Origin of the sequence: Halosegnis rubeus, from assembly GCF_009184545.1 — an archaeon.
Classification (GTDB): Archaea; Halobacteriota; Halobacteria; order Halobacteriales; family Haloarculaceae; genus Halosegnis; species Halosegnis rubeus.
This window is the reverse complement of the sequence record NZ_QJOW01000009.1, coordinates 22,685-35,789: the sequence shown is the minus strand read 5'-3', so window position 1 is coordinate 35,789 and position 13,105 is coordinate 22,685. Positions and strand designations below refer to the sequence as shown.

Annotated in this window: 16 protein-coding genes and 1 pseudogene; 8 read left to right on the top strand and 9 right to left on the bottom strand. The window is 66.4% G+C overall.

The features are described from left to right. Positions 1-6 precede the first annotated feature (6 nt). On the top strand, positions 7-381 hold the full coding sequence (locus tag DMP03_RS13895) for a DUF7475 family protein (RefSeq protein WP_152121141.1): 375 nt from the start codon (positions 7-9) through the stop codon (positions 379-381). Between the two features lie 45 nt (positions 382-426). Here the strand turns inward: DMP03_RS13895 and DMP03_RS15010 are convergent. The 5 genes and pseudogenes from DMP03_RS15010 to katG form a co-directional block, all read right to left on the bottom strand. After that, positions 427-1,085, bottom strand: a pseudogene (locus DMP03_RS15010) (DUF7260 family protein). Between the two features lie 81 nt (positions 1,086-1,166). Continuing rightward, positions 1,167-1,304, bottom strand: a complete 138-nt coding sequence (locus DMP03_RS14450; protein WP_172967169.1) for a DUF7552 domain-containing protein — start codon at positions 1,302-1,304, stop codon at positions 1,167-1,169. Next, positions 1,301-1,513, bottom strand: a complete 213-nt coding sequence (locus tag DMP03_RS13885) for a DUF7552 domain-containing protein (protein ID WP_152121139.1) — start codon at positions 1,511-1,513, stop codon at positions 1,301-1,303. Before DMP03_RS13885 ends, DMP03_RS14450 begins: the two co-directional genes overlap by 4 nt. A 61-nt stretch (positions 1,514-1,574) precedes the next feature. After that, positions 1,575-2,687: a M24 family metallopeptidase gene (locus tag DMP03_RS13880; RefSeq protein WP_152121138.1), complete on the bottom strand. Its 1,113-nt coding sequence runs from the start codon at positions 2,685-2,687 to the stop codon at positions 1,575-1,577. A 123-nt stretch (positions 2,688-2,810) separates the two neighbouring features. Next, a complete protein-coding gene (katG, locus tag DMP03_RS13875) occupies positions 2,811-4,967 on the bottom strand; it encodes a catalase/peroxidase HPI (RefSeq protein WP_263970165.1) in 2,157 nt (718 codons plus the stop codon). Between the two features lie 217 nt (positions 4,968-5,184). Between katG and DMP03_RS13870 the strand changes: the two genes are divergently transcribed. The 4 genes from DMP03_RS13870 to DMP03_RS13855 all read left to right on the top strand — a co-directional run bounded on the left by DMP03_RS13870 (position 5,185) and on the right by DMP03_RS13855 (position 8,754). Then, a complete protein-coding gene (locus tag DMP03_RS13870) occupies positions 5,185-6,246 on the top strand; it encodes a metal ABC transporter substrate-binding protein (protein ID WP_152121136.1) in 1,062 nt (353 codons plus the stop codon). Then, entirely contained in the window at positions 6,243-6,989 is a 747-nt protein-coding gene (locus DMP03_RS13865) for a metal ABC transporter ATP-binding protein (protein ID WP_152121135.1), read from the top strand. The genes DMP03_RS13870 and DMP03_RS13865 overlap by 4 nt, the downstream gene beginning before the upstream one ends. Next, complete coding sequence (locus tag DMP03_RS13860) at positions 6,986-7,981, top strand: metal ABC transporter permease (RefSeq protein WP_394349309.1); 996 nt, start codon at positions 6,986-6,988, stop codon at positions 7,979-7,981. Before DMP03_RS13865 ends, DMP03_RS13860 begins: the two co-directional genes overlap by 4 nt. Before the next feature lie 212 nt (positions 7,982-8,193). Continuing rightward, on the top strand, positions 8,194-8,754 hold the full coding sequence (locus DMP03_RS13855; protein ID WP_152121134.1) for a response regulator transcription factor: 561 nt from the start codon (positions 8,194-8,196) through the stop codon (positions 8,752-8,754). Here DMP03_RS13855 and DMP03_RS13850 read toward each other — a convergent pair. After that, entirely contained in the window at positions 8,729-9,766 is a 1,038-nt protein-coding gene (locus DMP03_RS13850) for a sensor histidine kinase (protein ID WP_152121133.1), read from the bottom strand. The genes DMP03_RS13855 and DMP03_RS13850 overlap by 26 nt on opposite strands. 86 nt (positions 9,767-9,852) lie before the next feature. On the opposite strand from DMP03_RS13850, the gene DMP03_RS13845 reads away from it, so the two are divergent. Continuing rightward, on the top strand, positions 9,853-10,332 hold the full coding sequence (locus DMP03_RS13845) for an acyl-CoA thioesterase (protein WP_152121132.1): 480 nt from the start codon (positions 9,853-9,855) through the stop codon (positions 10,330-10,332). Here DMP03_RS13845 and DMP03_RS13840 read toward each other — a convergent pair. Both DMP03_RS13840 and DMP03_RS13835 read right to left on the bottom strand, forming a co-directional pair. Continuing rightward, positions 10,312-11,268 carry a PfkB family carbohydrate kinase gene (locus DMP03_RS13840; RefSeq protein ID WP_152121131.1) on the bottom strand — a complete coding sequence of 319 codons (957 nt, stop codon included), beginning with the start codon at positions 11,266-11,268 and terminating at the stop codon, positions 10,312-10,314. The two genes, DMP03_RS13845 and DMP03_RS13840, sit on opposite strands and share 21 nt — an antisense overlap. Continuing rightward, positions 11,265-11,705, bottom strand: coding sequence for a universal stress protein (locus DMP03_RS13835; protein ID WP_152121130.1), 441 nt, complete (start codon positions 11,703-11,705; stop codon positions 11,265-11,267). The genes DMP03_RS13840 and DMP03_RS13835 overlap by 4 nt, the downstream gene beginning before the upstream one ends. Positions 11,706-11,775: 70 nt before the next feature. Here DMP03_RS13835 and DMP03_RS13830 point away from each other — a divergent pair, with 70 nt between their 5' ends. Continuing rightward, complete coding sequence (locus DMP03_RS13830; protein ID WP_152121129.1) at positions 11,776-12,234, top strand: hypothetical protein; 459 nt, start codon at positions 11,776-11,778, stop codon at positions 12,232-12,234. Here the strand turns inward: DMP03_RS13830 and DMP03_RS13825 are convergent, their stop codons facing one another. Beyond that, positions 12,235-12,792, bottom strand: a complete 558-nt coding sequence (locus DMP03_RS13825; RefSeq protein ID WP_152121128.1) for a YbhB/YbcL family Raf kinase inhibitor-like protein — start codon at positions 12,790-12,792, stop codon at positions 12,235-12,237. Between the two features lie 80 nt (positions 12,793-12,872). On the opposite strand from DMP03_RS13825, the gene DMP03_RS14445 reads away from it, so the two are divergent. Further along, positions 12,873-13,046, top strand: coding sequence for an HEWD family protein (locus DMP03_RS14445; RefSeq protein ID WP_172967168.1), 174 nt, complete (start codon positions 12,873-12,875; stop codon positions 13,044-13,046). The last annotated feature ends 59 nt before the right edge of the window (positions 13,047-13,105 follow it).

Sequence of the window (13,105 nt, the reverse complement as noted above, 5' to 3'; positions counted from 1 at the left end):
CGATGTATGGGGACCCGAGAAGCAACAGGTGGGGGCGTCCAGACGGGGTCGCTAACCTCGATACACTGGGCCGGCATCGCACTCGCGGTCGCGACCGGACTCCTGCATCTGTATCTGGTCGCGTTGTACGGACTCTCGACGTACGGTATCAGTTTCGCCGTCGCGGGCGTCGGCTTCCTCGGGGGGGCCGCCGTGCTCGCGCTCGACGTTGACGTACCAAGACGGCCACTCTACGCGCTCGGTGCGCTGTGGACGCTCGGGCAGATCGTCGCGTGGTACGTCATCAACGCGGGGAGCTTCTCCACGCTCGGCTACGTCGACAAGGCGATTCAGGTCGCCCTGATTGCGGTGCTCGCCGTACTGATTCAACGCGAGGGGTAGCTACGCTCGCCGGCTGAGATGCGCACGGACCGCCCGCTGGCAGGACTAACAGGCGACAGACAGCCGGGTGACGGTCGCCAGCGCGGGGTGTTCGTCCGGGAACGACTGGTACAGATACGACGGGAACAGCCGGTGGCTCACGCCGACCGCTGTGCCGGCGTTGGTCGTCCCATCGAGGAACGCCTGCCGCTCGCGGACGACGGTCTCCACCGGTCGCGGTAGCCGGCCAGTCGCTCGTGGCGCTCGTGGAGCGCGTCGAAGCCGAGGTCGGTCAGCGGCGTCTCCTCTGCTCGGGCGATCCAACCCGTCACCTCCTCGACGAGCGACTCGGCCCGCCGTAGCTGGTCGACCTCGCGTCCGAGCGCGCGAACCAACACCGCCGTCTCCGCCCGGCGCGACTCCGCCTCGCCGACGAGTGCCTGCTTCAGCGTCGCGGAGAAGGTCGCGTCGGTCGTCGGTGCGAGCGCGACGGCCAACTCCTCGGACAGTTCGTTGCCGATAGCGGCGTGGACCGACTCCGTCCCATCGATTTCATCGAGCGCGTGTGGATACACCGTCTCGGCGAACGCCTGCCGGACCGTGCGACACCGGCTGTCGCCCGCGTCGTTCCCCTCGACCAGCCCGCCGGTCGTCGCGATGGTGGGTGTCGCCCGTGCCTTCGATGCCGGCGAAAGCTCGGCGACGCGTTCCGTGAACTGCGCGATGGCGTCCCGTTTTTTGCGATGACAGCGCGCTCGTCGCTCGCTCGCTCGATGGCGTCGCCAACGTGGGTCTCGACAGCCATCCTACGCCTCCGAGTGGGTGGCGATTCCGGCGTCGAACGGTCGCGACTCCGTCTCCGGGCCGGTCTCACAGACGATTATCTCGTAGCGGGGCAAGGCGGGGTCGTACTCCCGGAGCCGCTTTCGGTACCGCGCCGTCACGTCTGCGGCGACGCGCGCGCGACGGCACGGCTGTCGAACCTGAGCCGCGCGGCGGGAACCGGTCGGTCGCCACAGCGTGCACAGACCAGATAGTAGCTCCCCGACTCACTCGCTAGCGTCTCGATTCGGTCACGCAGCGCGTGCAGCGGTGATTCACTCATCCGCCCCTCCGACCGGTCGTCCCCGGCGGCTCGGTCGCTCCGTTCCATGCGAGTCAGGTCGGCCTAAAACGGTAAAGTCGTTCCGATTTTTAGGACAGCCAAAACCAAGCTACTGGCTTTCTGTTCGCCAACCGTGCGGCGAGTCGTTCAGTCGTTCACTGCCGTCGTCGGTGACGGCGACGATATCCTCGATGCGGACGCCGAACTCGCCGTCGAGATAGACGCCCGGTTCGACGGAAAACACCATCCCCGGTTCGAGCGGCTGGTCGTTCCCTTCGACGATGTACGGTGGCTCGTGCACCTCCAAGCCGAGACCGTGGCCCGTCCGGTGGATGAACTGCTCGCCGTAGCCGGCAGCCTCGATGACCTGCCGGGCCGCGGCGTCGACCTCGTGTGCACTGACTCCCGGTTCGACGGCGTCGACGCCGGCCTCTAGTGCCTCGCGGACAATCTGGTGGACACGCTCGAACGCCTCGGGCGGCGTCCCGTCGAAGACGACGGTCCGCGTCTGGTCGCTCGGATAGCCGTCGACGCGCGTCCCGAAGTCGAGGACGACGGGGTCGCCGGCTTGGATTTCTCTGTCCCCGTGGCGGTGGTGCGGCTTCGCGCCGTTGGGTCCCGACGCGACGATCGGCTCGAAGGAGACGCCGTCCCCGCCGTGGCTGTCGAGTTCCGTCTCGATGCGCCCCGCGAGTTCGCGCTCGGTTAGTCCGACCGCGTCGCGTCCGAGCGACCGAATCGCCGCGCTCGCCGCGTCGGCGACCGCCCCGGCCGACCGCAACGCCGCGAGTTCGGCGTCGTCCTTTCGGAGCCGCAGCGGGCCGACGGCCTCGCTCGCGAGACCGAACGTCGCGTCGGGGAATCGGTCGCGCAGCTCCGTCGTGAACAGCGCCCACATCCGGTCGTCGACGAGCAGGCGCTCGCCCGTGAACCCGCACTCCGCTGCGACCGTCTCGACGAGCGCGTACGGGTCGTCGCCGTCGCCCCACGTCCGGATGTCCTCGACCCACGAGGCGTCGCGTATCTGTTCGTCGTACATCTCCGGGGCGACGAAAATCGGCTCGCCCTCCCGGGGAACGATGAGAAACAACACCCGCTCCATCGGCTCGTCGGTGAAGCCGGAGAGATACGCCATGTCGACGCTGGGAAACAGGAGTGCCGCCGCAGCGTCCGCGTTCGCGAGTTCCCGACGACAGGCGTCGACGCGTTGCTGTCGATTCATACGTGCCCGTCTCTGTCCTGAGAAAAAGCAGGTTCGGTCGCCCGTCGCAGTTTCAACCGACCCGACGCTCGCTGCTCTCACATGTGCGGGACGACGAGGAAAAATCGGTCGCAGCCGCGGGGGTTACTCCAAGTCGAAGCGGTCGGCCGTCATGACTTCGTGCCACGTGTCGACGAAGTCGTTCACGAATGTCTCCTCGGCGTCGTCGGCACCGTACACCTCTGCGATGGCGCGGAGCCGGGAGTTCGACCCGAAGACGAGGTCCGCACGGGTACCCGTCCAGACGACCTCGCCCGTGTCACGGTCGTAGGCCTCGTAGACGCCCTCCTCGTCCGTCTCTTCCCACTCCGTGTCCATGCTGAGGAGGTTCTGGAAGAAGTCGTTCGTCAGCGTCTCCGGTTCGTCGGTGAACACGCCGTGCTCGGAGTCGTCGTAGTTAGTGTCGAGCATGCGCATCCCGCCCACGAGCACCGTCATCTCGTCGGCCGTCAGGCCGAGCAGGTCGGCCTTGTCCACGAGCGCCTCCTCTGCGGGGCGGTCGTCGCGGTCGGCCTGGAAGTTGCGGAACCCGTCAGCGCGCGGGTTCAGCGCTTCGAACGACTCGGCGTCGGTCTGCGCTTCGGTCGCGTCGACGCGACCCGGCTCGAACGGCACCTCGACGTCGTAGCCGGCGTCGGCTGCCGCCTGCTCGACGGCGGCGTTCCCGCCCAGCACGATGAGGTCCGCAAGCGAGACGCGGACGCTCTCGTCGCCCGACTCGTCAAACTCGGATTTGATCTCGCGGTAGGTGTCGAGCACCTGTGCGAGCTGTTCGGGCTTGTTGACCTCCCAGTCGCGCTGCGGGCGGAGACGCACGCGTGCGCCGTTTGCGCCGCCGCGCATGTCGCTGTCGCGGAACGACGAGGCGGACGCCCACGCCGTCTCGACCAGCTCGGAGACCGAGTGGTCGGTGTCGAGAATCGTCTCTTTCAGCTCCTCGGCGTCGGCCTCGGAGATGGTGTCGTACTCTGCCTCCGGCAGCGGATCCTGCCAGAGCATCGTCTCCTCGGGCACCTCGGGACCGAGGAACCGCGTCGGCGGGCCCATGTCTCGGTGGGTCAGTTTGTACCACGCCTTCGCGAAGGCCATCCCGAACTTCATCGGGTTGTCCTGGAACTCCTCGATGACTTCGCGGTAGTCGTCGTCCTTCTTGAGCGCCACGTCGGTCGTGAGCATCATCGGGGTGGCCGCATCCTCCTCGTCGTGGGCCGGCTCCGCGCTGCCTTCGAGCGACTCGTCGGTTGGCTTCCACTGCCACGCGCCGCCGGGGCCCTTGTGCGGTTCCCATTCGTACTCGAGGAGGTTGTTGAGATAGCCCATGTCCCACTCCGTCGGCGACTGGGTCCACGGTCCCTCGATACCGCTCGTAATCATCTCGCCGCCCTTCACGGGTCCGTCCGTGTCCTCACGCTCCCAGCCGAAGCCCTGTGACTCCATCGGGGCCGCCTCCGGCTCCGGGCCGAGGTTCTCGGGGTCGCCCGACCCGTGGACCTTCCCGAACGTGTGGCCGCCGGCGATGAGTGCAGCGGTCTCCTCGTCGTTCATCGCCATCCGGCTGAACGTCGTGCGGATGCGCTCTGCGGACCACTCGGGGTCTGGGTTCGCCTCCGGTCCCTCCGGATTGACGTAGATGAGCCCCATGACCGACGCGCCGAGTGGCTCCTGCAGGAAGTCCTCCTCGTCGAAGCGGTCCCACGTCTCCATCTCGTCTTCGGGACCCCAGTCGACCGCCTTGTCCGTCTCGAAGGCGTCCTCGCGGCCGCCGGCGAAGCCGAAGGTTTTGAATCCCATCGACTCGATAGCGACGTTGCCCGCAAGCACCATCAGGTCCGCCCACGAGAGCTTCTGGCCGTACTTCTCCTTGATGGGCCACAGCAGACGACGGGCCTTATCGAGGTTCGTGTTGTCCGGCCAGCTGTTGAGCGGGGCGAACCGCTGGCGACCGCCGCCCGCGCCGCCGCGGCCATCGACCGTCCGGTACGTCCCGGCGCTGTGCCACGCCATCCGAATCATCAACGGGCCGTAGTGGCCGTAGTCGGCCGGCCACCAGTCCTGCGAGTCGGTCAGCCGCTCCTCGATGTCCGCCTTCGCTTCGTCGAGGTCGAGCTTCTGGAACTCCTCGGCGTAGTCGAACTCCTCGTCCAACGGGTTCGAACTGCGCGCGTTCTGGTCGAGAACGTCGAGCTGCAACTGGTTCGGCCACCAGTCCTCGTTTCGTTTGCTCATGTAAGTGTACTGTATGGGCTGAGGGTTAAGATTTCGTTTGGTATATGACCTTGCCCCAGTCCAACAGTCGGCATACGGGCGCGCAGTCTGTGTGCTTCTCGGAATTCGGATGACAATTGTTAGCGCCCATCTGGCTCGCTCTCACGCTCGCGCTCCGACAAGATTAGGCCAATCTAATATATTAATTTGATAGATAGAACTATAGGTTGTGGCGTCTGTTTCTCAGATACGCATGAGGACGACCCACGGTACAGACCACGGTATAGACGGCGGGGACCGGCTGTCGAGACGCCGGGCGCTCACTGCTAGTGCGGGAGCGCTCGCGACGGGGCTCGCGGGCTGTCTCGGCTCCTTGACGGACGACGGCGACGGCCCGGTCGCCGTCGCTTCCTTCTTCAGCTTCTACGACTTCGCGCGCACCATCGCTGAGGGAACGCCCGTCCGAATCGAGAATCTCGTGCCCACCGGGCTTCACGGCCACGGCTGGCAGCCGAACGCCAGCGTCACACGGGACATCATCGAGGCGGACGCCTTCGTCCACGTCGGGCCGGGGTTCCAGCCGTGGGCCGATCGCGCCATCCAGACGCTCGAAGACGACGACATCGACACCCAACTCATCAACTCCCGAACCGGCGTCGAGCTGGTCGACCTCGCTGCGAGCCTCGACCGCGAGGAGGAGGGGGTCGGCGACCGGCAGGGGCTTGACCCCCACTTCTGGCTCGACCCACTGCGGGCCAAAACCTCGGTCGACAATATCACCGAGGGGTTGGTCGAACTCGCGCCCGACCACGAGTCGCAGCTTCGGTCGAACGGCGAGACGTACAAGACCGAGACGCTGGACGCAATCGACGCCGACTATCAGGCGATTTTCGACACAGCGTCCCGCGGGGTCGTACAGCTCGCCGCCCACAACGCCTTCCAGTATCTCGGTGTGCGCTACGGCGTCGAGATGCGCCCGCTCGTGGCGAATCTCGCGGCCAGCGGCGACGTGGCTCCCGAGGACATCCGCCGGGCACAGGAGGTCATCGCCGAGAACGACATCCGGTACATCGCCAACGGCGTCTTCGAGGCGCGCCGGCCCGCCGTCCAACTCATCGAGGAGACGCGGGCCGAGGCGTACTTCCCGGTCACCCCGTACGCGGGCGTTCGCGAGGATTGGGTGGAAAACAGGTGGGGCTACGCCGAGATTGCCTACAACATCAACATGCCGACCTTCGAGGTCGTGCTCGGAAACAAACCGCCCGAGGCGGCCGGTCCCGACGGCTGGGCCACAGCGTGGCGGAGCTTCGAATGAGCGAGCGAGTCCCCGGCCGCGTCATCGACCTCTCGAACGTCGCGTTCGGCTACACCGCGACGCCGGTCGTCGAGGATATCGACCTCACGGTCGACGCCGGCGAGTATCTCGCCGTCGTCGGGCCGAACGGGTCGGGCAAGTCGACGCTGATGAAGCTGCTGCTCGGGCTGTTGGAACCCGACCGCGGGACCACACGCCTGTTCGGCGACCCGGCCCACGCCTTCGACGACGGGTCGCGACTCGGCTACGTCGCCCAACACGCGAGCGCCGCGAAGGAGATGCCGATTACTGTCCGCGAGGTGGTGAAGATGGGTCGGTTCCCGCACGTCGGCTTCGGCACGCTCTCGGTCTCGGACTGGGATATCGTCGACCGGGCGCTCGACACCGTCGGGATGTCAGACTTCGCCGGCCGCCGCATCACGCAGCTGTCGGGAGGCCAGCGCCAGCGGGCGTTCATCGCGCGGGCGCTCGCCGGCGAGGCAGAGCTGCTCGTGCTCGATGAGCCGACCGTCGGGGTCGACGCCGAGTCAGTCGAGGCGTTTTACCGACTCCTGGCGTCGCTGAACGCCCGCGGTATCACCGTCCTGCTCATCGAACACGACTTCGGGGCGGTCACGGACCACGCACAGCGGGTCGTCTGTCTCAACCGCCGCGTCTACTTCGACGGGCCGACTGACGAATTCGTCGAGAGTGACGCGCTGGCGCGGGCGTTCGGTACCGCCGTCGTCGGGAGGTCACAGTGAGCTTCCTTCTCCAGACGGCGCTCGATACGGTGCTTTCCCCTCTCTACTGGCTGTTGTCGCTCTGGTCTGAGTTCATGAACGTCCTGTTTCGAATCACCGGACTCGGCATCTTCGAGTACGCGTTCATGCATCGGGCGCTGCTCGTCGGTCTCTGTATCGGCGTGATGGCTCCCCTCATCGGGACGTTCCTCGTCCACCGGCAGTTGGCACTTATCGGTGACGCGCTCGCACACACCGCCTTCGCCGGGGTCGCCGTCGGCCTGTTTCTCAACGCCGTCATCGACTTGGGAGTGACGCCGTATCTGACGGCCGTCGTCGTCGCCGTCGTCGCCGCGCTGTTCATCGAACTCATCTCCGAGGCGACCGACGCCTACAACGACGTGTCGATGGCCATCGTGCTCTCGACCGGATTCGCGCTCGGAACGACGCTGATTAGTATCAACGCCGGCGGGCTGACCGTCAGCGTCGACCAGTATCTGTTCGGCAACCTCTCGACGGTGACCCAACAGAGTGCGGCTATCCTGCTCGTGTTGTTCGCCGCCGTCGTCGGCGTCGTCGGGCTCACCCGGAACCAACTGCTGTACGTCACCTTCGACGAGACGGCCGCCGCGGTGTCCGGGCTTCCCGTGGTCTGGTACAATCGGCTAATGGTGATGGTGACGGCACTCGTCGTCGTCGGTGCGATGCAGATCATGGGCGTCATCCTCGTGGCCGCGATGTTGGTCGTCCCGGTCGCCGGGGCGACGCAGGTGTCGGGCAGCTTCACCGAATCGCTGGTCGTCTCGGTGCTGCTCGCTGAACTGTCGGTCGTGCTCGGTATTGCCGTTGCCTACTACGCCGGCGCGACCGCCGGCGGAGTGGTCGTCCTCTGTGCGGTCGCCATCTACGCCGCCGCGGTCGCGCTCGGCCGAATACAGGACAGCTACGGCGACGACACGAGCCCGGAGATGGGGGCAATCACGACGACCGACGACGGCTCCACGGGCGACTGAGCATCGTCCGGAGTGTCGCCGAAACCCCCGGCTTGCGGCTCGCCGTCACCGACAGCGAACCCGACGGCACGCGCTTCGAGTTCCGATTCGATTGACATCCTCCCCGCCCTGAAGGGCGGGGCTTTCTCCTCGATTCTCCGTAACCCCACAGTTTGAAGCCGCATTCTGCCGTAGGGGTAGTATGATGCACAAGCCGACCGGGGTGTCGGACGGTGAGTGAGACACCGACGGTCCTCGCCGTGGACGACGAGGAGAGCGTCGCGGAAGGGTACGGCCTGTGGCTCTCCGGCGACTACGAGGTTCGCGTGACGACGGGCGGAGAGGAGGCGCTCGACGCGCTCGACGCCGACGTGGACGCCGTCCTCCTCGACCGGCGGATGCCCGGTCTCTCGGGCGATGAGGTGCTCGATCGAATCGACGAGCGCGACGACACCGACCCACGAGTCGCGATGGTGACTGCGGTCGACCCGGACTTCGACATCGTCGACATGCCCTTCGACGCCTACCTGACGAAGCCCGTCGAGCGCGAGACGCTCCTCGACACCGTCGACCAGCTCGTCGCGCTAGCCGACCACGACGACACCGTCAACGAACGATTCCGCGTCGCAGAAAAGAAGGCGAGTCTCGAAAAGCGGAAATTACAGAGCGAGCTCGAGGACAGCGAGAAGTATCAACAGCTCAAAACGAAGCTCGAGGAACTCGAAGCCGAGAGCGAAGACGCGGTCGACGGGATGGACCACGACACGTTCACGACGGCGATTCGCGATCTGTAAGCGCCGGGCGGAGTTCGATACACACCCGTTGGTTTTCGAAGTACAGCGTCCCGCCGCGTCCCTCAGCGATCCACTTTGCGATCCACAGCCCGAGCCCGTCGCTGTGGGTGAGTTGTGACAGCTCCGTCTCGTCGGAGAGCACCTGCTTCACCTGTGCGGGCAGCGTCTCCCCGTCGTCGTGAATCCGGACCGCGACGTGCTCACCTTGCAACCGGTCGTGGGTCACTTCGACGCAGTCGGCGTCGCGCTCAGCGGCGCTTTCGAGCACGTCCGAGAAGACGCGCTGGAGCTTCCCGTCGCTCTCGACGGGAAGCGTCTCCGGCAGTCCGTTTTGCACCGCCAACCCGTGCGTCCGACCCATCTCGTGACACACCTCCCGGAGGAGCCGCGCCGCGTCGACGGTCTCTGATTCGGGCGTGGCCGACAGTTCGGACTCGGCGACGCGGGCCTTCTCGTCCAGGCGAGCCACGTCGAGGGCCGTCTCGTGAATCGTGGTGGCCGCCTCGGCGATGGTGTCGTCGTCGGTGCGGGCGGCAATCGTCTCGGCGCGTGCGGAGATGGCGTTCATCTCGTTGCGCAGCGTGTGACGGAGCACGCGGGTCAACACGCGCTGGTAGCGTTCGCGTCGCTCGTCTTCGGTCACGTCGAGGTAGACGATGAGCGCGCGGTCGCCGTCGAACAGCGGGATGCCCGACGCCTGGAACGTTCGGGGACCGTCCGCGGTCTCGCGTTCGACCGTCTCGGTGACGACCTCGCCGTCGCGGACGCGTGCGCGGTTGCTGTCGAAGTCTTGGGTGTTCTCGGAGCGGAGCCATTCGGCCAGCGGGCTGTCGAGGACGCGCTCGCCGTCGTAGCCGAACACCGACTCGAAGGCCTCGTTCACGTCGACGATGTGGTACTCGCCGTGCCGCCAGACGACTTCGAGTGCCGCACCGGGGAGGTTCGCGAAGAGGTTACGGAACCGGTCGCCACTCTCGTCGCAACCGCTGACAGAATGGGGGGTGTCTGACATTGTATTCAGTACGCTACTTCGACACTTCAAATCGGGGGGACGGGCCGAACCGCAACCACCTTTCGGGACCGGAGCAACCGACCCCTATGGACTACGCTCGACTCACCGACTCCTTCACAGAGATGACGGAGCTGCTGTTGCCAGACGACACGAACAACCTCGGACGCGCGCTCGGCGGTGCAGTGCTCCACTGGATGGATATCTGCGGGGCAGTCGCGGCGATGCGGTTCGCCGGCAATCAGTGTGTCACCGCCTCTATCGACCACGTTGACTTCCTCTCCCCAATCGACCTCGGCGAAGTGGCCGTCATCGAGGGGTACGTCTTCAACGCCGGCGAGACGAGCATCGACGTGCGCGTCGACGTGCGCGCGGAAGACCCACGTATCGGCGAGTCGCGCGCGACGACCACCTCCTTCCTGACGTTCGTCGCGCTCGACGAGGACGGCACACCGACGACCGTTCCGGACCTCGTCTGCGAGACGGCAAACGAGGAGGCGCTGCGAGAGCGCGCGCTGAACCAACGCCGCGAGCAGCTCTCGGACATCTCAGACACGCTCGCGGAGTGACGCGACCGCCTCGCAGCCACCGAATTGTCCCCCACTGACTCGGTGGGCCGCACACCACGTCCCGAGTCTCGCGGCGTCGACGACCGACCAGTCGCTCGCCAGCCCGGTAGCGAGCCCGCCGACGAACGCGTCACCGCCGCCCGTCCGACTCGTTCGCTCGACGTTCGGCGTGTCGAGTCGTCGCACCTCGTCAGTAATGATCCGCGTTGTCGGGTGGTCGTGGACGACGAACGCGTCGATACCGAGTCGGTCCCGGAGCCGCGGGGCGACATCGCCACCGGCGTCGAGGCCGAGCGCCTCGGCGAACGCGGTCGTCTCCGCCGCGTTGGGGCTGACGACGACGGGGCGACGGTCGGCGAGGTCACCGAGCGCCGAACACAGCGTCTCCGCTCGCGACGCCGCGATACCGGTAATCGGCCCGGGGTCGAAGACGACCGGGGTCTCGCCGGCGGCGAACTCCCGGAGGATGTCAGGAATATGTACAACCGAGACAGCGTTCCCGACGAAGACTGCGTCGGCTGGCGCGGCGTACAGCCCTACCTGACGGAGCCGGGCCGCGTCACAGCTGTCGAAGGCATCGGGGTCGTCGGCTATCATCAGGTCCTCACCGTCGAACGCGCGGACCGTTACGCGGGACGGTGCGCCGAGTGACTCGACGCTGAACGGGAACGAGAGCGTTTCGGCGCCACAGTGACCGAACAGCGTCACGTCGCCCCCGAGCGCGTGGGATTGACGCGCGACATTCACCGCCTGGCCGCCCGGGACGGTCCGCTGTGGCTCGACGCTGAAGGAGCGTTCGCCCGATCGAAGCCGGGACGCGAGTTCGTCCCGGCTCGTGAGCCGCTCGGAGCCGTCGTACAGGTGGGTGTAGCTGTCGACGCTCCCGTCTGGACAGGCGACGACGTGCCCGGCGAGGGTGTCGAGGGGTGGTGTCACCGGACGACGACCACCGGACAGTGGGCGCGGCGGACGACCGACTCGGCGACCGAGCCGAGGAGGACACGAGAGAGTCCCGTACGACCGTGGCTCCCAATGACGATAGCGTCGGCGTCGATGTCCGCCGCGTGCTTAACGATAGTTTTCGCCGGCGGGCCGTTCTCAACTGCTGTTTCGATACGACCCGTGAAGATTGGGTGGTCGGCCGCACGCTCGCGGGCCTGCTCGAAGCGCGACTCCGCGCCGTCGCGACGGGTGGTCTCCCACGTCTGGAAGTATCTCCCAGCGCCGCCCTCTATCGGTGCACCGTAGCTCGCTGCGGCGAAATCGAGGACGTACAACAGCTGTATCGTCGCGTCCGGGTGGTCATCGAGCGCCTGCTCGAAGGCCCGCTCGGCCATCGGCGACTCGTCGTAGGGCACGAGTACGGTCGACATGCCACAGCTACCGGGGCCGGGGCGCTAAAACATCCGGGTGGGTTTTGGCCGCGGGGGCGCAACGCCGGGTATGACCCTCGACGTGCCCGCGCCGCCGGTACCCGAACTCGCCGTCGGACAGGACGCCGGCAGCTACGACGACGCCGACCCGCAAAGCGACGAGTATCGCCGCGAGGAGCTACAGGAACTGCTCTACGACGGAGCGTGGGAGGACGCCTTCGAACAGTGGATAGAGACGACGCCAGTCGAAGAAGCCGACTGGGAGATTGTACGCGACCTCGGCTTGACGAGTCAGTTCGACTTCTTTTGGGACGACTTCGCCGACCGCGTCGGCTATCACGCCCCCGGGCTACCCGAAGACTGGAAAGAGCGCGAGCTTCACCCGGAACTGGAGTCGTGGTCGCGCGTGTCGCGTATCAACGCCGGGCTGACGGAGTTCGGTCAGCTCGTCTGTGACGTGTTGAAATCGGAGTACATCGACTGGGAGTCCTCCTTCGAGCCGCCGGAGGACCTCCCCGACTTCGAGTAGCTACCGCCGCCGGTAGCTCGCCATCGTCAGCTTCGAGGCGAGCGTCGCTGACTCCAACTCCTCTTCGAGCGCGTCCCGCGACGCGCCCGGGTCTAGTTCGATGTCGCGCTGACAGGCGTACAACGTGAACCACTGGTCGTACGACTCACCGGGCGGTGGACACACCGGCAGGTAACCGACGTCGCCGCGCTCGTTTGTCCCCTGTACGCCGCCGCCGAGCTCATCGGGGCGGTCACCGGTCGCGACAGCCGCCGGAATCCGACCGACGTCCGGAGGGATGTTCCACGCCGTCCACAGCGTCACCTGCGAGCCGATGTCGTTCGGGAAGGTGAGCTTCAACGCGAGCGAGGTCGTTTCGGGAGGGACGCGCTCGACCGCGACGGCCGGAGAGATACCGTCGCCGTCACAGGTGTAGCGGGGCGGAATCGTCCCACCGTCGAACGCCGGCACGGAGTACGCGAACGCGGCCGGTGTCGAGGTGCCACCGTCCGTCCCACAACCAGCGAGACCGGTAGTGACTCCGGCACCGAGCGTTGCCAGCAGCCGTCGTCGTCGCATTGTCCTCGCTTGGACCCGACGAGGTATAGTGGTCTCGACACGCCGCAGGGTTGAAGCAGACTGCGAGCAGAGCGTAGTGTATGGGAATCGAACTCGTGCCGCCGACCGAGCGGGTGTGCGAGCGGTGTGGCCGCCGCGACGAGTGGGACAACGAGACAGAAAACTGGGTCATCGTCGGCAAGTCCGGTTCGGCCACATGCATCCACGAGTGGGACATCAACGGGACACACGACCCGATCAACGAGACCGCCTGAGCTTCACTTTCACTTTCGCCGCGGGGTAGGCTGGGGTTAACTACGCTGTCGCGCCGACG